Raw genomic sequence first — 18736 nt, 5'->3', positions numbered from 1 at the left:
CCCGGCTCCCAGGCGTCGCCGGTGTCCGGAAAGCAGGTGGAACGGAACAGCCGGCAGCGCGAGGCCGTCGACCGCCCTCTCCGCGTCTCAGTGCATCATGTTCTCGGTGAACCACGCCTTCCACTGCGGCAGCAGGGTGGCATAGGTCTTGTCGTCGAGGACGATGGCGCCCTTCTCGATGGCTTCCTGGCTGGTGAAGATGCCCGGCAGCTTGGCGATTTCCGGATCGAGCTTCGCCTCCGAGGTCATCGGCGAGCACTTGTGGAAGTTGCACAGCTGGGCGAGCATCGCCGGCTCGAGCGCGATGTTGAGGAACTGCTCGGCCAGCGCCTTCTTCTTGGAGTTGGCGTTGATGCCCCACACGTCGGTACCGGCGACGGCGCCTTCCTTCGGCACGTCGATCTCGACATCCATGCCGAGCTTCTCAAGGTGGTAGCCGTTGATGTTCAAGAGCACCTGGACCGGCGTCTCGCCGGTGCGCATCAGGTTCTGGCTGGTGGCATCCGACTGGTAGAAGGCCTTGATGCTCTTCTTCAGCTCGAGCAGCTTCGGCTTCACCTTGTCCCACTCCTCCGGCTTCACGCCGGCGAGCTTGGTGGCGGCGATGATGACGTGGCTCGGATCGAAGTCGGGCAGGCCGAGCTTGCCGGCGACCGCCGGGCTCCACAGGTCTTCCCAGCTGGTGATCTTGAAGTCCTTCGGCATCAGGTCCTTACGGAAGGCCGGCGTGTAGACGTAGACATAGTCGGCGACGGTGTAGTCCGAGCGCTTCGCCATCGGGTAGAGCTTGGCGGCGTTCGGGATCTTCGACCAGTCGAGCTTCTCCATCAGCCCGTCGGAATAATAGAGATAGCCGACATGGGCGGTGGTGTTGACGAGGTCGGATTCCGGGTTGTCGCGGGCGACCTTGGCCTTGGCCAGACGGTCCAGCGTGCCGCCGGTGATGTACTCCACCTCGACGCCGGTGCGCTTGGTGAATTCCTTGCCGACGATGGCGACGCCTTCCTTCCAGTTGCCGCCCCAGGTGCTGATGACCAGCTTCTCCTGGGCCGAGGCAACGGTGGCCGAGGCCATCACAGCCAGCGCGCCAAGCGCGAAAGCAAGCTTCTTCATAGTTCCACCTCTCTTCATTGGGCGGCATGACCCGCCGGAATTTCCGGCCGCGACATCGTTGGCCGCGAGCCGCCTGCCCGCGAGCTAGTAGCCGCGGGCGGGATCGATCTCATGCAGCGGCGGCTGGCCGGCGCGCACGCGGCGAATGCTCTCGGCGACGTCGCGGGCGGCGAGCGCCGGCACGGTGATGCTGGCCATGTGCGGGGTGATCAACACGTTGTCGAGCGCCCAGAGCGGATGGCCGGTGGGCAGCGGCTCGACATTGAAGACGTCGAGCGTCGCCTCGGCCAGGGTGCCGGAGGTGAGCGCGGCGACGAGCGCGTCCTCGTCGACCACCGGCCCGCGCGAGGCGTTGATGAACTTGGCGCCCTTCGGCATCAAGGCGAGTTCGGCGGCACCGAGCAAGCCGCGCGATTCCTTGGTCAGCGGGATGAGGCTGACGACGATCTCGCTTTCCCGGAGGATGGTTTCCAGACCCTCGCGGCCGGTGAGCGAGCGCACGCCGGGGATGGACTTCAGCGAGCGCGACCAGCCGGAGACGGCATAGCCCATCTGCGCCAGCATGGCGGCGGCGGGACCGCCGAGCTCGCCGAGGCCGAGCACGGCGACCTTGATGTCGGCGAGCGGGCGCGGATGCACATATTCCCACTCGCCGCGCCGCTTGGCGCGCTCGAAGACGTGCATGTCGCGGGCGTAGCGGGTGACGGCGAAGACGACGTAGCTGGTCATCATCGCCGTCATGCCGGTGTCGTTCAGGCGCGAGAAATGCACCGGCACCAGGTCGTCGCGATTGACCAGCCGATCGACGCCGGCACCGAGATTGGTGACCAGCTTCAGATTCGGGAAGCGGGCGAAGAAACCATCCGGCGGTGTCCAGGCGAGGACATAGTGGACCTCGGACGGATCGCCGACCTCGGGGTCGACGCGGAAATCGAGATCGGGCAGTTCGGCGGCCATCGCCGCGCGCCATTCCTCGGCGCTGTCGACGGGGCTGTAGAAGACGAGGGCATCGCGTCCCATTACGGGGCCTCCTTGTTGAGGCGTGCAGAGTCGGCGAAGCGCTGCATCGAATGCAATTCCCGTCGGTGTTTTTCCTGACAGGAAATGTTGCGGTTGCGAGCTAAATAGAAAAATACTTTTTATTGTTACCCAAGATTGGAAAAATAAATCTAGCTATCCTGGCGCCGGGTCGGCGACAGGAAGGCGACGATCGCCTCGCCATCACGCTGCGAGGAGGCACGCAGCGTCGTCTCCTCGCGGGCGATCAGCGTCTCGCCCGGACGCACGATCACCGAGCCCACCCGGTCGCCGACCTGCCAGGCGCCGGAGACCGCATGCAGCACCACGAGCCCGCCATCGGGCACCGCCAGCAGCGGCTCGTTGGCTCCGGCGACCGGCATGACCTGCGCGTTCCAGCGCCCGCGCCGCGTCATCACGTTGAGCACCTCAGCCGGCCCGTCCGGCAGCACCGAGCGCGGCTGCAGCACACTGTCGAAATAGAGCGGCTCCAGCCGCTTCAGCTCGCGGGTCTCGCGGCCGAAGACGAGGCCGAGCGGGGCGGCGCTGAGGCGGGTGATGTGGCGGTCGATGCCGGGGAAGGAGGAGAAGGCGCCCTCAGCGACGATAGGCGCCAGGCTGAGGCGGATGTCGAAGCTTTCATGCGTCGCCCCCTCGGGGAACAGGAACACGTCGCTGGTGACGCCGCCGCCGTTCTTCCACGGCGTGACGACGTAGTCGGACATGGTCAGGACTTTCAGCGACATGATGCACTCCCACGCCGCCGGACCCGCCGGCGACGCTCCCCCTCTGCCAAAGAGGCCGGAGACTAACGAGCGTCGTTACGCCCCGGCAATCGGGGGAAGCGGACGCCATGGCAACAGTTTGCCGATGGATTGCATAGGGCGCGGTTATGGAGGCGGAGGTACCAGCGCACACCTCTCCCCAAGGGGAGAGGAAGGTGTCGGGGAACGACGACCGCCCCCGTTCCCGGCCGTTGCGGCGCCCGCCGGAGGACTCAGCGTATGGTCACCTGCGGCGACAGCGTGCCGGGGGCGAACACCCCGCCGGGCGAGAACGATTCCTTCAAATGGCGGGCGAACACCTCCACCGCCGGACGCGGCGCCTGCCGCCGCAACCGCAGGCTGACGAGATGCACCGGCTCCAGCCGCTCCACCAGCGGCACCGCCGCCACCCGGCCGCCATCATGCGTGGTCTGGGTGCGCGGCATGACGTTCTGGATGGTATAGCCGCGCCCGTGGCCGACCAGGCCGCGTGTCAGCTCATAGGCCTTGGAGCGGAAGGCGATGCGCGGCTCGATGCCCACCGCGCGGAACAGGCCGAGGAAATAGTCGCGCGAATGCGGCAGGTCGAGCAGGATGAAGGGCTCGTCCTTGAGGTCGGCGAGGCGGACGTTGTCGCGCTGGGCGAGCGGATGATCGGGATGCAGCACCACATAGGGCGGCAGCTCGGCCAGCGGCTCGGCCACCACCTCTTCTGGCACGGCGAATTCATAGGAAAAGGCGAGCTCGGTGCGGCCGGAGATGATGGCGTCGAGGATCTGCGCCTGGTCGCCCTCGTCGAGGCTGACCGAGATGCCGGGATGGCTTTCGGCAAAGTCGGACAGCAGGCTCGGCATGAAATGGGTGGCCAGCGTCCAGAAGCAGCCCACCGTGATCTCGCCGCGCACCTCGTCGGCCATCGCCCGGGCGTTCTGGCCGAAGTCGCGGGCGTGGTTAAGCAAGAGCCGCGCCTCGTTGATGATGCGGGTGCCGGCAATGGTGGTGGTGACGCCCTTGGCGTGGTGGCGCACGAAGATCTGCACGCCGCATTCGGCCTCGAACTGCGCCACCGCCGCCGAGATCGAGGGCTGCGACACGTTCAGGAACTTCGCCGCCTCGGTCAGATTGCCGAAGTCGGCGGTCGCCACGACGTAGCGCAGGGCCCGGAGCGAGACGTTCATGGGTTCACTCGCATCGGTTCACTCGCCTCGGCCTTTCCGCATCGGATTTTTTTATCCCAAAAAATGAATGATAATATTTTACCGATCTATCGCCGCGACGCAATATTTCCTCACAGGAATAAGGATGGAATCATGATCCGTACCGGCGACCAGTATCGTGAGGGACTTCAGGACGGCCGTGAGGTCTGGATGGACGGCGAGCGGGTGAAGGACGTCACCCAGCACCCGGCCTTCAAGCCGATCGTCGACGTTCGGGCCCGCATGTACGACATGGCCCATGAGGCGAAGTACCAGGACCGCCTGACCTACGTCGAGGACAACAAGCGCAACACCATCTTCTACAAGCCGCCGCGTGACACCAAGGACTGGACCGACAAGGTCGAGGCCGTCGACGCGGTGATGCAGGACATTGGCGGCGTGGTCACCCGCGTCGGCGACGAGACCATCGGCGAGGTGTGGTCGCTGATCGACGGGCGCGACGTGCTCGCCGAGTTCGACCCGCGCTTCGCCGACAATGTCGACCGGCACGTGCAGAACATCTTCGAGAACGACATCTTCCACATCTCGGCCAACACCGACCCCAAGGGCGACCGTTCCCTGCCGCCGCAGGAGCAGGACCCCGACATGATGGTGCATGTGGTCAAGGAGACCGATGCCGGCATCGTCATCCGCGGCGCCAAATACGAGACCGCCGCCGCCTATGCCGACCAGGCCTTCCTGAAGCCGACCGTCGGCGCCTGGACCAACGAGACGCTGTCCGACTACGCGGTGGGCGGCATCATCGACATGGGCGCGCCGGGCGTGCGGCAGATCTGCCGCTCCTCCTTTGCCGGGCGCAACAACCCGAAGGACTACCCGCTCGCCAACAAGTTCGACGAGGTCGAATCGCTGGTGATCTTCGACAACGTGCTGATCCCGTGGGAGAACGTGTTCTTCTACCGGCACACCAAGGCGGCGCAGTTCATCCGCGCCACGCTGCACCGCTACTCCGCCTTCCCCTATGTGCACCGCCTGCTTTACGTCGCCGACATGATGATCGGCGCGGCGATGTGGAACGCCAAGCAGACCGGCCTCGACAAGCTGCAGTCGGTGCGTGAGAAGCTCGCCGACCTCGTGGTCTACCGCGAGGGCATCAACGCGCATCTCACCGCCGCGATCACGCTGGCCGAGAAGAGCCCCGGCGGGCTTCTGATGCCCAACCAGTCGATGCTCTATGCCGGCCGCGTCCATGCCTGCAGCGGCCTGCCGGCGATGATGCACATCGCCCGCGAACTGTGCGGCGGCCAGATCTGCGTCACCCCGAACGCCGCCGCCTTCGAGGCCGAGGGCTCGGGCGACTGGCTGAAGAAGTTCTACTCGCTGAACAAGCAGTGGGAGAGCGAGGACCGCCGCAAGCTGCTGGCCTTCGCCCGCGACCTGCTCAACTCCGACTATGCCGGCCACCGGCTGACCTTCGTGCAGTTCGCGCAGGCGCCGCACTTCAACCACCTGAACGCCGTCTACAACAGCTTCGACTTCTCCGGCCCGCTCGACTTCGTGCGCAAGGCGGCCGGCCTGTCGGACAAGGTGATGGGTACCGGAAAATGAGCCAGATCGACGCCGCCCTCTTCAGTCAGGCCGATTTTCGCGCTGCCATGGGGCGTACCGCCTCCGGCGTGACCGTCGTGACCACCGACGGCGAAGCCGGACGGGGCGGCGTCACCGTCTCCTCGCTGTGCTCGCTGTCGATGGAGCCGCCCTCGGTGCTGTTCTGCCTGCACAAGGGCAGCCGCATCCTGTCGACGCTGCTGAGCAACGGCGTGTTCGCCGCCAACATCCTCGCCCATGACCAGCACCGGGTGGCCGACAGCTTTGCCGGCCTGATCCCGGAGCTGCGCGAGGATCGTTTCGCGGTGGCGGAATGGGACGCCCTCCATACCGGCGCGCCGGTGCTGCCGGGTGCCCTGTGCCGCTTCGACTGCAAGATCGCCAGCGTGTTCGAGTTCGGCACCCACCACATCATCGCCGGCGAGGTGGTGGCGCTGGAAAGCTTCGAGACCAAGCCGCTGGTCTATTCCAACCGCGGCTACCACAAGCTCGAGGTCGCGTAAGGCATGAGCGTGGGGGCGTTGCGTAGCGGGACCGCAGCGGAGGGCGCCGAGCCCTCGGCCGGGCTTCTGCGTCTTCTGGCCGACCTGATCGCGTTTCCCTCGATCAGTGCCGTCTCCAACCTGCCGGTCGTCGACTACATCGAGGCTTATCTCGCCGAACACGGCGTCACCAGCCGGCGTCTCTACAACGCCGGCGGCGACAAGGCCTCGCTGCTCGCCACCATCGGCCCGGCCGATGCCCCCGGCCTCGCGCTCTCCGCCCATACCGACGTGGTGCCGGTGGAGGGACAGGACTGGTCGAGCCCGCCCTTCACCGCGACGATCCGCGACGGCAAGCTCTATGGGCGCGGCTCCTCCGACATGAAGGGCTTCCTCGCCACCGTGCTGGCGGCGGTGCCGGACTTCGTGCGCCACGCCACGCAGCGCCCGGTGCATCTGTGCTTCTCCTATGACGAGGAGGTCGGCTGCGCCGGCGCGCCCGATCTCGTCGCCGCCACCGCCGCGCTCGCGGTGCCCCCAATGCTGTGCCTCGTCGGCGAGCCGAGCTCGCTCAAGGTGGCGCGGGCGCACAAGGGCAAGTTCGCCAACCGCCTCATCATCACCGGCAAGGGCGGGCATTCCGCCCTGCCCCATCGCGCCGCCAATGCAGTGAACGCCGCCGCCAAGATCGTCGTCGGGTTGGAGGCGATCGGCGCCTCGCTCACCACGATCACCGACGACGCCTTCGAGCCGCCCTACACCACCGTGCATGTCGGCGCGCTGCATGGCGGCACGGCGCTGAACCTCGTCCCCGATCGCGCGGTGCTCGACTATGAGGTGCGCACCATTCCCGGTGCCGACGCCGCCACCATCAAGGCCCGCATCGACGCGCTCGTCGCCGAGGTGCGCGCAAACCTGAAGGCGCAGGCGCCCGAGGCCGACATCACGGTCGAACCGATCAGCGCCTATCCCGGCCTCGACACCCCGGCAGATCTGCCGGCCGCCGCCAGGCTCTCCCGGCTCGCCGGCTCCAACGAGGCGCCGATCACGCTGGCCTATGGCACCGAGGCCGGGCTCTATGACGAGGCCGGCATTGCGACGCTGGTGTGCGGCCCGGGCGACATCGCCCGCGCGCACAAGGCCGACGAATGGATCGGCCTCGACGAACTCGCCCGCGCCGAACACCTGATGCATCGCCTGGCGCTGACGCTCGGCGACACCCCTTCCGATCCGCTGTTCTGAACTCCCAACGAGGTCACTCCCATGGTCGTGCACACCCGCATCCGCCCGTTCAACACCAAGGAAACCTATCCCGAGCAGAAGCTGAACAACGACCTGTCGCAGGGCGTGGTGGCTCGGGGCACCATGGTGTTCCTGCGCGGGCAGGTGGCGCAGGATCTCGACACCCGCGAGAGCCTCCATGTCGGCGATGCCGGCAAGCAGACCGAGAAGGCGATGGCCAACATCAAGCTGCTGCTGGAGGAAGCCGGCAGCGACATGAGCCATATCTGCCGCATCGTCGTCTACGTCACCGACATCCGCTACCGTGAAGCCGTCTATCTGGAGATGGGCAAGTGGCTGGCCGGCGTATTCCCCTGCTCCACCGGCCTCGTGGTGCCGGCGCTCGCCCGGCCGGAATGGCTGGTCGAGATCGAAGTGACCGCCGTCATCCCCGACGCCGCCTGAGCTGCTGTATTTCCGCGTTTCCCTGAACCACGAAAATGCAGCAACCTTTTGTTTTACCGCATTTTCTTCACGCGAGCCGGTACCCACTTCGCTTGAAAATGCTTTGAAAGGCGCCGACGTGACCTTCTCCATCTCCGCCCGCTGCGCCCGCACCGGGCGCTTCGGCATCGCGGTGTCGTCCTCCTCGCCGGCGGTGGCGGCGCGCTGCGCCCATGCCCGCGCCGGCGTCGGCGTGGTGGCGACGCAGAACATCACCGACCCGACGCTCGGCCCCAAGGGCCTCGACCTCCTGGCACAGGGTCTTTCCGCCGACGAGGTGATGGCCCGCTTCAAGGAAGAGGCACCGCATTTCGACTACCGGCAGGTGGTGGTGCTGGGCAAGACCGGCCGGTCGGCCGGCCATTCCGGCGTGAAGACGCTCGGCACCCACACCATCGCCTTTGCCCCCGACGTGGCGGCGGCGGGCAACCTCCTGTCCTCGAAGGCGGTGCCGCAGGCGATGGTCGACAGCTTCCTGTCGATGCCCGACGCCGATCTCGGCGACCGGCTGGTCGCCGCCATGCAGGCGGCGGTGAAGGCCGGCGGCGAGGAAGGCCCGGTGCACTCGGTCGGCATGCTGATCGTCGACAAGGTGGCCTGGCCGGTCGCCGATCTGCGCATCGACTGGTCGGACGGCGATGTCATGGCCGAGCTGGCGGCGCTGTGGGAGCTGTGGAAGCCGCAGCTCGAAGCCTATGTCACCCGCGCCCTCGACCCGTCCACCGCGCCGTCCTACGGCGTGCCGGGCGATGAGTGAGGCTGCCATGTCGGTCACCCGCCCTGCCCTCAAGCTGACCCATGACGGCGCGTTGAAGGCGCTGCATGGTGCGCTCGCCAAAGCGACCGAACTCGGCGTGCCGCAGAACATCACCATCGTCGACGAGGGGGGCAACCTCCTCGCCTATATCCGCATGGACGGCGCCAAGCTCTTGTCCCGCGAGACCTCGATGTCCAAGGCGGTCACCGCCGCCTCGCATCGCCAGCCCTCCTCGCGGCTGAACCCCAAGGACGAGGTGAAGCTGTCGCTCGCCGCCGGCCAGCGGCTGACCAATCTCGAAGGCGGCCTGCCGATCATCATCGACGGCCAGTGCGTCGGCGCCATCGGGGTGGGCTCCGGCAAGGGCGCCGAGGACGTGGAAGTGGCGCGGGCGGGTCTGGCCGCCATCGGCGCGGAGGACCAGATACCGTGAAGCTGATCTATGCTCCGACCTCGCCCTTCGTCCGCAAGGTGATGGCGGTCGCCCACGAGACCGGCCTCGCCGGCAAGCTGGAAGTCGAGTTCAACCCGGCGAGCCCGCTCACCCGCGACCCGGCGCTGGTCGACCTCAACCCGCTCGGCAAGATCCCGGCGCTGGTGCTCGACGACGGCAGCGTGCTGTTCGATAGCCCGGTGATCTGCGAGTACCTCGCCGCCACCGCCGGCGACACCGCGCTGTTCCCGCCCGCCGGCCCGGCGCGCTGGGCGGCGCTGACCCAGCAGGCGCTCGGCGACGGGCTGCTCGATGCCGCCATCGCCAACCGCTACGAGACGGTGCCGCGCCCGGCGGATCTGCGCTGGCCGGACTGGACGAAGGCGCAACTCGCCAAGATCGCCGGCGCGCTCGACCGCATCGAGGCGCTGGCGCCGGAGCTGCCGGACACGGTGACGATCGGCACGATCACGCTGGGCTGCGCGCTCGGCTATCTCGACTTCCGCTATGCGCACCTCAACTGGCGCGAGGGCCGGCCGCAGGCGACGGCATGGTTCGCCGCCTTCGACGAGCGCCCGTCCATGGCGGCGACGCGCCCGCGCGAGCACGTCGCCTGACCCCATCGCGTCCGCCTCCCGAGCGAAAGGCGGCGCGGGCGCCCGGCCCGCGCCCCTCCCCTGTTCCAAGCCTGCATCCCGAAGTCTCGTCCCCCTGCGGAGCCTGCCCGTGACCGCCCTGCGTATCGACGTCGTCAACGGCCCCAACGCCAATCTCTATGGGCTCGACCCCACCGGCCCCTATGGCAGCCTGACGCTGGCCGACATCGGCGCGCGCTGCGAGGCGAAGGCGGCCGGCCTCGGCGCCACGCTGCGCTTCCGCCAGTCCAACCATGAGGGCGTGCTGATCGACTGGCTCCAGGAGGCGCGCACCGAGGCGGACGGCATCATCATCAACGCCGCCAGCCTGTCCTATGGCTCGATCGGCATCCTCGACGCCCTGTCGGCGCTCGGCAAGCCGGCGTTCCAGGTGCATGTGAGCAACGTGTTCAAGCGCGAGAAGCTGCGGCATTTCTCGCCGCTCTCGGCCGCGGTGACCGGCTGCATCATCGGCGCCGGCCCGATGGGCTACGAGCTCGCCATCGAGGCGCTGGTGGCGCAGCTGCGCGGCACGGTCTGAGCGCGTACGCCTCCCTCTCGAGAGAGATTCTGCCGCGCACGGCATCGATGAAACGGTGCACGGCGCCGCGAAGCGGACGCATGAGCAGGACAGGCATCATCATGGCAAGACAGGCGCCGTCCTGGATCGGGCGCCGTGCCGACCGACGCGCGCTTCAGCCCGCCGCCTTTTGACCGAGGCCGCGCAGTATGAAGGCGATGACCTCCTCGATCCCGGGCCTGTCGAAATCTGTGCTGAGCGCCATCATGGTGGGATGCATGAAACAGGTCATCGCCACCTTCACGCAACCCGCGCCGATCGCCGCGTCCTCGATACTGAACTCGCCTGAAACCCGGCCGTCCTCGACGATGCGCGCGACCATCGCCTGGACACGCTCGGCATAGCGCACGCAGACGCTCCAGCTCTCCGTCATCGCGTCCTCGACCATGTCGTTCACACGGCTATTGGTCATGAAGCGCTCGTCGCTGAGCCGCGCCAGTGTCCGAAGGAATTCGGCAAGCCGCGTCGAAGGGCGCGCCGTGGACGCCGCGATCACTGCCAGATCGGCCACGATCCCGTCGAGCAGAAGCTCGGCGACCCCTTCATTGATCGATTTCTTGCTGTCGAAGAAGCGGTAAACATTGGCAGGGCTCATGCCGAGCTCGGCCGCGATATCGGCCACCGTGGTCTTACGGTAGCCGATCGTCGTGAACAGCTTCTGCGCGGCGGCGAGAATCTCGCGCTGCCCCTCCGAGCCGTCCTGACGGCGGCTGGAGCTCTGGGACTGAACGGTCATTCGGGCGGCGGCACTCGATGAATGGTCCATTCAGTCTACTCCCAAACAGCCATGAGGGACATGTCCTAGCGTTGTCCTTCAACAGCCAGAGCCGGATGCGTGCCTGCCGCGGCATCCCCTCCCATGTGTGCGGCCGGCAGGCCGCGCTCGTTGAGCGAGTTTCGAAAGCAGAGTGCGTAGAGCGCGGGCAGGAACAGGATGGTCAAGAAGGTCGCGACAAACAGTCCGCCCATGATCGTGACCGCCATCGGGCTCCAGAACGCGCTCGACGAAAGCGGGATCATCGCGAGGATCGCGGCCAGCGCCGTCAGCACCACCGGCCGTGCCCGCCGGACGGTCGCCTCGATGATGGCCTCTCCGCGCGTGTGGGAGCCCGAGGCGACGTCGCTCTCGATCTGGTCGACGAGGATCACGGTGTTGCGCATGATCATCCCGGCGAGCGCGATCACTCCGAGCAGGGCCACAAAGCCGAACGGCTTCTGGGCGATGAGCAGGCCCGCCGAGGTTCCGATCAGCCCGAGCGGAGCTGTCGCGAACACCAGAGCGAGTCGCGAGAAGCTCTGCAGCTGGAGCATCAGCAAGGTGAGCATGGCAAGGAACATGATCGGGAAGACGACGAACAGCGCGGCATTCGCCTTCTCCGATTCCTCGACCGCGCCGCCGGTCTCTATGCGGTAGCCGGGCTCGAGACCGTCCTTGATCGGCTGCAGCAGCGGCAGGATCCGCGCCGTCACGTCGGGGGGCTGGACACCGTCGACCACATCGGCCCGTACGGTGATCGCCGTGTCGCGGTTGCGCCGCCACAGGATCGGATCTTCCTGCACATAGTCGAGCCGGGCGACCTGCGACAGGGGCACGGCGATGCCGTTGCGGGCGACGATCGTCAGGTCGCCGACATGGCCGAGGTCCAGCCTCTCGTCGGCGGTCGCGCGGGCCACCACGCCCACCTGCTCGACGCCGTCCCGAACCGTGGTGACGGTGAGACCCGAGATCAGGGTCTGCAGGGTTTGCGATACATCCTGAACGTTGAGCCCGAGTGCGCGGGCGCGCTCCTGGTCGACCACGAGCTGCACCGATGGCGACATCTCGTTCCAGTCGAGATGCGGGTCGATCGCATCGGGATTGGCACGCAGCGCATCGCGGACCTGATAGGCGATCGCGCGCACCTTCATCGGGTCCGGCCCGATAACGCGGAACTGTACCGGAAAGCCGACCGGCGGCCCGAAGGAGAAGCGGTCGACGCGCACGCGCGCCCCGGCGAGGGCACCGGAGTCGACGGCGGCTTCGAGCCGCTTCTTCACCCGCTCGCGACCCTCGATGGACCGGGTCAGGATCACGACTTCGGCGAAAGCCTCGTTGGGCAAGGTCGGGTTCAGGCCCAGCCAGAAGCGGGGCGAGCCCTGTCCGACATAGGCGGTGAAGGTCTGGATATCGGGATCGGCCTGGCCGATCAGTTTCTCCGCTTCACTGACGATACGGGTCGTCGCGCTAATCGAGGATCCTTCGGGAAGGCGAAGCTGGAGGAAAAGCTCCTTGCGCTCGGAAAGCGGAAAGAACTGCTGCTGGACCAGTCCGAAACCGACGACGGAAGTGAAGAAGATGGCGACCGTGATTGCGACGGTCGTGATCCGCCACCGCACGCAGGCGCGGATCACCGCGCGCAGACCGCGATAGAGGCGGGTCTGGTAGATCGCGTCGTGGTCTTCGTGCGCACCGGCCTTTGCGAGCGACGAGGGCAGAAGCATGACGCCAAGATAGGGCGTGAATACCACGGCGACGATCCACGAGGCAGCGAGTGCAATGCCGACCACCCAGAAGATGCCGCCGGCATATTCCCCCGCCGCGGACTTCGCGAAACCCACGGGAAGGAAGCCCGCAACGGTGACCGCGGTCCCGGTGAGCATCGGGAAGGCGGTGGATGTCCAGGCGAAGGCCGCTGCCGCCATGCGGTCGTAGCCCTGCTCCATCTTCACGACCATCATCTCCACGGCGATGATGGCATCGTCGACCAGCAACCCGAGCGCGATGATCAGTGCGCCGAGGGTGATGCGGTGCAGGTCCATGCCGAGCGCGTACATGACGACGAAGGTCGCGGCGAGCACCAGCGGCACGGATAGCGCCACCACGATGCCCGTGCGCCACCCGAGGGACAGGAACGAGACGCCGAGCACGATCGCCAATGCCTCGACGAAGGAGCGCTCGAACTCCCAGATCGATTCCTCGACGATCTCGGGCTGGTCGGCGATCTGCTCGAAGGAAACGCCCTGCGGCACCTCCGCCTGGAAGGCGCGGGTCTCGGCAAGGACGTCCTCGCCGAATTTCAGGATGTTCGCGCCGCGCGCCATGACCACGCCGACGCCCAGCGCCGGTTGGCCGCGCTGGCGGACGAGGAAGTCCGGCGGGTCGACGAAGCCGCGCGTGATGGTGGCGATGTCGCCCAGCCGGAAGGTACGCCCACCCGATTCAACCGGGGTCTCCGCCACCGCCTTGACACCGTCGAGCGCTCCGGTAACCCGCAGAGGAATACGGCGCGTGTCGGTCTCCACCGTGCCGGCGGGCGTGACGTCGTTCTGTCGGGCGAGTGAATCGAAGATCGCCTGCGGCGTCACTCCGAGCGTGGCCAGCTTGGCATGGCTGAACTCGACGAAGATGCGCTCCTGCTGCACACCATAGATGTTCACCTTGACGACACCCGCCACCTTGAGCAGCCGCTGGCGAAGCGCATCGGCGACCTTCTTGAGCTGGGCATAATCCACACCGTCGCCCGTCAGCATGGTGAGGATCGAGTCGACGTCGCCATACTCGTCATTGACGCTGGGACCGATCACGCCGGCCGGCAGCGAGGGACGGACGTCATCCATCTTCTTGCGGATCTGGTAGAACAGGCCGGGGACTTCCGCGGGCAGCGTGTCGTCGCGAAAGGTGATCTGCATCGCGGTGAAGGACGGCTTCACATAGGTCTGCACCTTGTCGAAATGCGGAAGCTCCTGAAGCTTCTTCTCGATCAGGTCCGCGACCTGGTCCTGCATCTCCCGCGCGGTCGCGCCCGGCCACACGGCGGTCAGCACCGCGACCTTGACGGTAAAGTTCGGGTCCTCGGAACGTCCGAGCCGCTGGAACGACACGGCCCCGGCGATCGCGATGGCGATGATCAGGAACAGGACGAGCGGACGGTGCTCGACCGCCCAGCGCGACAGGTTGAAACGATCCATGGACGTCATAGCCTCGCTCAGAACGAGAACCGGTCGACGGCACGGACGGCGACGCCGGCGTCGAGCTTCTGGGCACCGATCAGGACAACCCGGTCACCGTCGGCAAGGCCTGAGGTCACGAGCACATCCTTCGCCTCATAGGCCGCAACCGTGACCTGCTTGGCGGCGAGCTTTCCGGCTGGATCGACCGTCCAGACGAAGGGGCCCTTGCCCTGATCGACAAGCGCCGTAAACGGAAGGCGAACGACGCGACCTGCGTTCGGCTCGGTCAGCGTGACGGTCGCCGTCATGCCCAGTTGCACGTCGGCGCCCGCCGTCGGCATGGTGAACTTCGCCAGATATGTCCGTGTCGCCGGGTCGGCGGCTGGCGACAGCTCGCGCAGCGTCGCTGCGTAATGGGCATTCGGGTCCGACCACAGCGTGACCACGGCTTTCGAGGCGCGGGCACGTTCCACGAACGTTTCCGGAACAGCGACAACCGCTTCCTTCTCGGCCGTACGGGCGAGACGAATAGCGGCGAAACCCGGCTGCACCACCTGCCCCGGCTCGACCGCGGTCGAGGTGACGACACCCTCCGCATCGGCGCGCAGCACGGCATAGGACGATGCGTTTCTGGCGAGGTCGAGCGCGCGCTCGGCACGTGCGAGACGGCCCTTCGCCTCTTCCAGGGCGGCGCGCCGCGTATCGAGGGTGGAGGCGGTCGCCCAACCATCCTTGGACAATCGTTCAGCGCGACGGAATTCGGCTTCCGCCTGCTCGCGTGCGGCGAGTGCGGCACCGCGCTCGGCTTCCGCCTGCTCGACCTGGAGCCCGAGATCGACCTCATCGAGGGTGGCGAGCGCGTCGCCCTGGTGAACCACGTCCCCCACATTGACGAGGCGCCTGGCAACCTTGCCCTGAACGCGGAAACCGAGGTCGCTTTCGACCCGGGCCTGGATGATCCCGACAAGGCTGCGCTCGCCGATGCGCGGCTCGAAGGCGACCGGGCGGGCCAACACGGGCCTGACCTTGTCGGGCTCCGGCTGCGAACTGTCCGCCGGCCCACAGCCGGCGAGCACCGCGGCTAGCCCGGTGACGGCAATGACCGGAAGGAAGCTGGAAAGCAATGAGCTTCCGCGCATGGCGCCCTCGATGTGTTGGAAAGTTGCAGCGCTGCGGATGAGCCGGGCGGCAAGTCCGGGGGCGTGGCACATGTTCACCGAGCCACCCGCAGCGAAGGGAACGTGCCGCAATAAGTAACGAATGTCAATATTCGTCAGTCAGCACTTATCACTTATCGGTTCCGCGCGGATGCGCCCTCACCCTGGCGGCGAGCATCTGGAAGCTGGCCGCCCATTCCGGCTGCAGGCACCGCATCCGTGGGGGGCTACACGATGGTCCCGAGCGACCAGCTCGCTCCCGCGCCGATCAGGACGAGCGCGGCAAGTTCGGCATCGCCCGGCTCGATGACCGCCTTAGGGGGCGCCGGGGAGCGTCGGCGCGACGATGAGGAAGAGGCCGAACAAGCCGAGCACCAGGCCGAACACGACCCCGCGCCACGGCACGGTACGGGCGATGACCAGCTCGAGCAGGCAGTTCCACGGCGGGATGGCGCCGAACGGCCATGACGATGTCACTCGCCACGCCACGGTGCGAGGCGAGTGTCGCCAACCCGTCGCCGGTTAACCCACATCAGCCGGCCGCTCGCCGCGCAGGTGCCGAGGTCGCGTACCGATGGGCGTGGCACCCGTCCGGCACAGACCAGGGCGACCGCACCAAGCAGCAGCGCTGCCCATCACATGCGGGCGCATTGGAGCTGTAGCGCAGTGATGGCGGTGGGGCCGGAAATGCAGATCTTCACCGCCAGATAGGTCGCCCCCTTACGAGACAGATCGGCAGGAGATGGCCATGGGCGGACAAGGAAGGCACGGGGGGACGAGGCCGGCCGTGGTGGGAGGCATGGCGATGGGATACCCTCGGACCTGGAAGGGCGCGTCCACGGCCGGTCGTCGCGGAAGGTCAGGTCGCCGCCACCACCGCGATCTCGACGGTGAATTGCGGGGCCGCGAGCTTCGATTCCACAGTGGCGCGAGCCGGCGCGGCGCCGGGCGCGACCCAGGCGTCCCACACCGCGTTCATCTCGGCGAAGCTTGCAATGCCGGCGAGCCAGATCGAAGCGGTGAGCAGCCTCTCCTTGCCGGTGCCCGCGGCTGCCAGCAGCGTGTCGATGCGCGCGAGGATGGACTGCGTCTGCTCGGTCACGCTGGCGCCGGGCGCATCGAGGGCGACCTGGCCGGCGAGATAGGCGAGGCCGCCATGGATGACCGCCTGGCTCATGCGCGGGCCTGGCTCAATACGGACGATGTCGTTCATTTTGTTCTCCTTTTCTGATGTGAAGACAATCAGCGTCGCTCAGGCGAGGACGCGTTCGAATAGCCGCCCGGCGCCGGCCACGGCGTCGTCGATGCCGGCGAGGCGCAGCGCGTGCCAGGCCATCGCATGATTGGACGAGGTGACCGGCAGGCCGGTGAGCGCCTCGATGCGCGCGACGGCTTCGACCACACGCAGGCTGGTGCAGGAGACGAAGATCGCCTCGATGCCGGGCGTCCGTTCGGCGAGATGCTCGGCTCCGGCGACGATGGAGTCGACCGAGATGGAGGCCGCGTCGCGGTCGTCGCGGCGGTCGAAGGTGGCGTAAGCGCCGATTTCGACGCCGCGCGAGGCGAAGTAATCCGCCATCCCCGCCGTGATCTGCGGCGAATAGGGGGTGAGCATCGCGATGCGGCCGGCGTTCAAGGCCCTGAGCGCGGCGAGCGCGCCGGTGACCGGGGTGGTGCAGGCGACGTCGGGGCGCACCTTGCGGATCTCGCCGGACACATAGTCCTCGCCGAGCAGCATGGTCGCCGAGGTGCAGCCGAAGGCCACCACGTCGAGCGACAGGCCGGGCAGGATGAGGTCGGTCGAGGGAGCGATCCGCGGGCCGATGGCGCGCAATGTCTCGGGGGTGATGTCGACATCGCTGTGGAGCCGCGTCTCGTAGAGCGCGACGCCCGGCGGCGTGAGCAGGTTGCGGAACTCATATTCGATGGTCTGGTCGGTGCCGAGCACGACCAGCCCGATATTGGCCCGCTCGCCGATGCGCGGGGCGATGTCCGAGGGCAGGACACCAAGATCCACCGGCCCGGTTGCCGCCGTCGACGGGGAGGCTGAAAGCGTCATTGGTTTCACCTTGGGTCTCACCTTGGGTTTCGCCGCGCCGGCAGCCCCGGCCCGGCCTGTCAGGCCACGAGGCCGTCCACGGGGATGGCCGGCGCGCGGCCGGCGATGAGGTCGGCGGTGATGCGCGCCGAGCCGTGCGACATGGTCCAGCCGATATGGCCGTGGCCGGTGTTGAGATAGAGATTGCCGAGGTGCCGACGGCCGAAGAACGGCAGGTTGGTCGGCGTCATCGGGCGCAGGCCCGCCCACATCTCGGCGCGCCCGTAATCCGCGCCCTCGGGGTAGAGCTCCTGCGTCACCCTCTTCATGAAGGCGAAGTCGGACGGCGTGTGGCTTTTGTCATAGCCGGCAAATTCCGCGGTGGCGGTCACGCGGATGCGGTCGCCGAAGCGCGAGATGGCGACCAGGTTGTGCTCGTCGACGCTGCCGAGGGCCGGGGGCCGGGGCTGGCCGCCGATGGGAATGGTGAGCGAATAGCCCTTGATGGGATAGATCGGCAGCGCGATGCCCACCGTCCGCGCAAGGCCCGCGCTCGCCGTGCCCATGGCGAGCACATAGGCGTCGCCCTTCACCGTGCCGGCGCCGGTTCTCACCCCCGTCACCGCGTCGCCGGAGGTCTCCAGCCCGACTATGGCGGTGCCCGTGCGGATCTCGCCGCCGCGCCGGGCGACGATGGCGGCGAGCGCGCGGGTGAACTTGGCGGGGTCGCCGGTCTCGTCGGTCGGGCACCAGATGGCGCCGGCGATCTTTTCGCGGGCATGGCCGAGCGCCGGGTCGAGGGCGACCACCTCGTCGCGGTCGAGCACCTTGATGAGCTGGCCGTCGGATTCCAGCAGCCTCATATTGGCAATGCCGGCGTCGAGCGCCTGCTGGCTGCGGTGGAAATAGAGGATGCCGCGGTCGTTGCGATCGTAGGCCAGATCCTCCCGCGCAATGTCTTCCGCGCCGATCACCTCGCGCAGCACCGCCTGCGAATAGGCGGCGAGGCGGTGCTTCAGCAGCGTGTTGCGCTTCGCCTTGTCCGCCGTGCATTCCAACAGGAAGCGCCACGACCAGGCATAGAGCCGCGGGTCGGCGGAGAGCCGGAAGCGCAGCGCCTGATCCTTCAGGAACAGCGACTTCAGCAGGATCATCGGCGCCTTGGGCGAGGACCAGACGAAGGAATGGCCCGGCGCGATCATGCCGGCATTGCCCCAGCTCGTCTCGTCGGCGACCTGCGGGTTCTTCTCCAGAAGGACGACCTCGTGGCCGTCCTTCTGGAGCTGATAGGCGGTGGTGACGCCGACGACGCCGCCACCGAGCACGATGATCCTCATGTC

At 67.3% G+C, this 18736-nt stretch carries 19 protein-coding genes; 8 read left to right on the top strand and 11 right to left on the bottom strand.

Going from position 1 to position 18736, the window contains the following annotated elements; translation table 11 throughout:
• Positions 1 to 87 precede the first annotated feature (87 nt).
• The 4 genes from KHC28_RS25990 to KHC28_RS25975 all read right to left on the bottom strand — a co-directional run bounded on the left by KHC28_RS25990 (position 88) and on the right by KHC28_RS25975 (position 4072).
• Positions 88 to 1113 (bottom strand): ABC transporter substrate-binding protein, encoded by a 1026-nt coding sequence (locus KHC28_RS25990; RefSeq protein WP_214011272.1) that lies wholly within the window; start codon positions 1111 to 1113, stop codon positions 88 to 90.
• An 84-nt stretch (positions 1114 to 1197) separates the two neighbouring features.
• Entirely contained in the window at positions 1198 to 2133 is a 936-nt protein-coding gene (locus KHC28_RS25985; RefSeq protein WP_214011271.1) for a 2-hydroxyacid dehydrogenase, read from the bottom strand.
• A 149-nt stretch (positions 2134 to 2282) separates the two neighbouring features.
• A complete protein-coding gene (locus KHC28_RS25980; protein WP_246565191.1) occupies positions 2283 to 2876 on the bottom strand; it encodes a HutD/Ves family protein in 594 nt (197 codons plus the stop codon).
• A 251-nt stretch (positions 2877 to 3127) separates the two neighbouring features.
• A complete protein-coding gene (locus KHC28_RS25975) occupies positions 3128 to 4072 on the bottom strand; it encodes a LysR family transcriptional regulator (protein ID WP_214011270.1) in 945 nt (314 codons plus the stop codon).
• Between the two features lie 132 nt (positions 4073 to 4204).
• Between KHC28_RS25975 and KHC28_RS25970 the strand changes: the two genes are divergently transcribed.
• The 8 genes from KHC28_RS25970 to KHC28_RS25935 all read left to right on the top strand — a co-directional run bounded on the left by KHC28_RS25970 (position 4205) and on the right by KHC28_RS25935 (position 10232).
• Complete coding sequence (locus KHC28_RS25970; RefSeq protein ID WP_214011269.1) at positions 4205 to 5659, top strand: 4-hydroxyphenylacetate 3-hydroxylase family protein; 1455 nt, start codon at positions 4205 to 4207, stop codon at positions 5657 to 5659.
• Entirely contained in the window at positions 5656 to 6162 is a 507-nt protein-coding gene (locus tag KHC28_RS25965; protein WP_214011268.1) for a flavin reductase family protein, read from the top strand. Before KHC28_RS25970 ends, KHC28_RS25965 begins: the two co-directional genes overlap by 4 nt.
• An 18-nt stretch (positions 6163 to 6180) precedes the next feature.
• The gene (gene argE, locus KHC28_RS25960) at positions 6181 to 7383 is read left to right on the top strand and encodes an acetylornithine deacetylase (protein WP_214011267.1); all 1203 of its coding nucleotides are present in this window, start codon (positions 6181 to 6183) and stop codon (positions 7381 to 7383) included.
• Positions 7384 to 7404: 21 nt separating this feature from the next.
• Entirely contained in the window at positions 7405 to 7827 is a 423-nt protein-coding gene (locus tag KHC28_RS25955; protein ID WP_214011266.1) for a RidA family protein, read from the top strand.
• A 118-nt stretch (positions 7828 to 7945) separates the two neighbouring features.
• Positions 7946 to 8623, top strand: a complete 678-nt coding sequence (locus tag KHC28_RS25950; RefSeq protein ID WP_214011265.1) for a DUF1028 domain-containing protein — start codon at positions 7946 to 7948, stop codon at positions 8621 to 8623.
• Positions 8624 to 8630: 7 nt separating this feature from the next.
• Complete coding sequence (locus KHC28_RS25945) at positions 8631 to 9056, top strand: GlcG/HbpS family heme-binding protein (RefSeq protein WP_214011264.1); 426 nt, start codon at positions 8631 to 8633, stop codon at positions 9054 to 9056.
• Positions 9053 to 9673 carry a glutathione S-transferase gene (locus tag KHC28_RS25940; protein WP_214011263.1) on the top strand — a complete coding sequence of 207 codons (621 nt, stop codon included), beginning with the start codon at positions 9053 to 9055 and terminating at the stop codon, positions 9671 to 9673. The genes KHC28_RS25945 and KHC28_RS25940 overlap by 4 nt, the downstream gene beginning before the upstream one ends.
• Before the next feature lie 109 nt (positions 9674 to 9782).
• The gene (locus KHC28_RS25935; RefSeq protein WP_312893340.1) at positions 9783 to 10232 is read left to right on the top strand and encodes a type II 3-dehydroquinate dehydratase; all 450 of its coding nucleotides are present in this window, start codon (positions 9783 to 9785) and stop codon (positions 10230 to 10232) included.
• Between the two features lie 154 nt (positions 10233 to 10386).
• Here the strand turns inward: KHC28_RS25935 and KHC28_RS25930 are convergent, their stop codons facing one another.
• The 7 genes from KHC28_RS25930 to KHC28_RS25900 form a co-directional block, all read right to left on the bottom strand.
• Entirely contained in the window at positions 10387 to 11037 is a 651-nt protein-coding gene (locus KHC28_RS25930; protein ID WP_214011261.1) for a TetR/AcrR family transcriptional regulator, read from the bottom strand.
• Between the two features lie 35 nt (positions 11038 to 11072).
• On the bottom strand, positions 11073 to 14219 hold the full coding sequence (locus KHC28_RS25925) for an efflux RND transporter permease subunit (protein WP_214011260.1): 3147 nt from the start codon (positions 14217 to 14219) through the stop codon (positions 11073 to 11075).
• Between the two features lie 17 nt (positions 14220 to 14236).
• Positions 14237 to 15340: an efflux RND transporter periplasmic adaptor subunit gene (locus tag KHC28_RS25920; RefSeq protein WP_214011259.1), complete on the bottom strand. Its 1104-nt coding sequence runs from the start codon at positions 15338 to 15340 to the stop codon at positions 14237 to 14239.
• Positions 15341 to 15673: 333 nt separating this feature from the next.
• A complete protein-coding gene (locus tag KHC28_RS25915) occupies positions 15674 to 15835 on the bottom strand; it encodes a hypothetical protein (RefSeq protein ID WP_214011258.1) in 162 nt (53 codons plus the stop codon).
• Positions 15836 to 16217: 382 nt separating this feature from the next.
• Complete coding sequence (locus tag KHC28_RS25910; RefSeq protein ID WP_214011257.1) at positions 16218 to 16571, bottom strand: RidA family protein; 354 nt, start codon at positions 16569 to 16571, stop codon at positions 16218 to 16220.
• A gap of 39 nt (positions 16572 to 16610) precedes the next feature.
• Positions 16611 to 17417, bottom strand: coding sequence for a maleate cis-trans isomerase family protein (locus tag KHC28_RS25905; RefSeq protein ID WP_214011256.1), 807 nt, complete (start codon positions 17415 to 17417; stop codon positions 16611 to 16613).
• Between the two features lie 59 nt (positions 17418 to 17476).
• Entirely contained in the window at positions 17477 to 18733 is a 1257-nt protein-coding gene (locus KHC28_RS25900; RefSeq protein WP_214011255.1) for a D-amino acid dehydrogenase, read from the bottom strand.
• Between the last annotated feature and the right edge of the window lie 3 nt (positions 18734 to 18736).

Origin of the sequence: Ancylobacter sonchi (genome assembly GCF_018390695.1) — a bacterium.
GTDB classification, from domain to species: Bacteria; Pseudomonadota; Alphaproteobacteria; order Rhizobiales; family Xanthobacteraceae; genus Ancylobacter; species Ancylobacter sonchi.
The sequence above is the reverse complement of the archived record's forward strand: the minus strand, read 5'-3'. Positions and strand labels throughout refer to the sequence as shown.

Coding starts and splice junctions, on each gene's coding strand:
- KHC28_RS25990 (WP_214011272.1), bottom strand. CDS start 1,113: ATGAAGAAGCTTGCTTTCGCGCTTGGCGCGCTGGCTGTGATGGCCTCG.
- KHC28_RS25985 (WP_214011271.1), bottom strand. CDS start 2,133: ATGGGACGCGATGCCCTCGTCTTCTACAGCCCCGTCGACAGCGCCGAG.
- KHC28_RS25980 (WP_246565191.1), bottom strand. CDS start 2,876: ATGTCGCTGAAAGTCCTGACCATGTCCGACTACGTCGTCACGCCGTGG.
- KHC28_RS25975 (WP_214011270.1), bottom strand. CDS start 4,072: ATGAACGTCTCGCTCCGGGCCCTGCGCTACGTCGTGGCGACCGCCGAC.
- KHC28_RS25970 (WP_214011269.1), top strand. CDS start 4,205: ATGATCCGTACCGGCGACCAGTATCGTGAGGGACTTCAGGACGGCCGT.
- KHC28_RS25965 (WP_214011268.1), top strand. CDS start 5,656: ATGAGCCAGATCGACGCCGCCCTCTTCAGTCAGGCCGATTTTCGCGCT.
- KHC28_RS25955 (WP_214011266.1), top strand. CDS start 7,405: ATGGTCGTGCACACCCGCATCCGCCCGTTCAACACCAAGGAAACCTAT.
- KHC28_RS25945 (WP_214011264.1), top strand. CDS start 8,631: ATGTCGGTCACCCGCCCTGCCCTCAAGCTGACCCATGACGGCGCGTTG.
- KHC28_RS25930 (WP_214011261.1), bottom strand. CDS start 11,037: ATGGACCATTCATCGAGTGCCGCCGCCCGAATGACCGTTCAGTCCCAG.
- KHC28_RS25925 (WP_214011260.1), bottom strand. CDS start 14,219: ATGGATCGTTTCAACCTGTCGCGCTGGGCGGTCGAGCACCGTCCGCTC.
- KHC28_RS25920 (WP_214011259.1), bottom strand. CDS start 15,340: ATGCGCGGAAGCTCATTGCTTTCCAGCTTCCTTCCGGTCATTGCCGTC.
- KHC28_RS25910 (WP_214011257.1), bottom strand. CDS start 16,571: ATGAACGACATCGTCCGTATTGAGCCAGGCCCGCGCATGAGCCAGGCG.
- KHC28_RS25905 (WP_214011256.1), bottom strand. CDS start 17,417: ATGACGCTTTCAGCCTCCCCGTCGACGGCGGCAACCGGGCCGGTGGAT.
- KHC28_RS25900 (WP_214011255.1), bottom strand. CDS start 18,733: ATGAGGATCATCGTGCTCGGTGGCGGCGTCGTCGGCGTCACCACCGCC.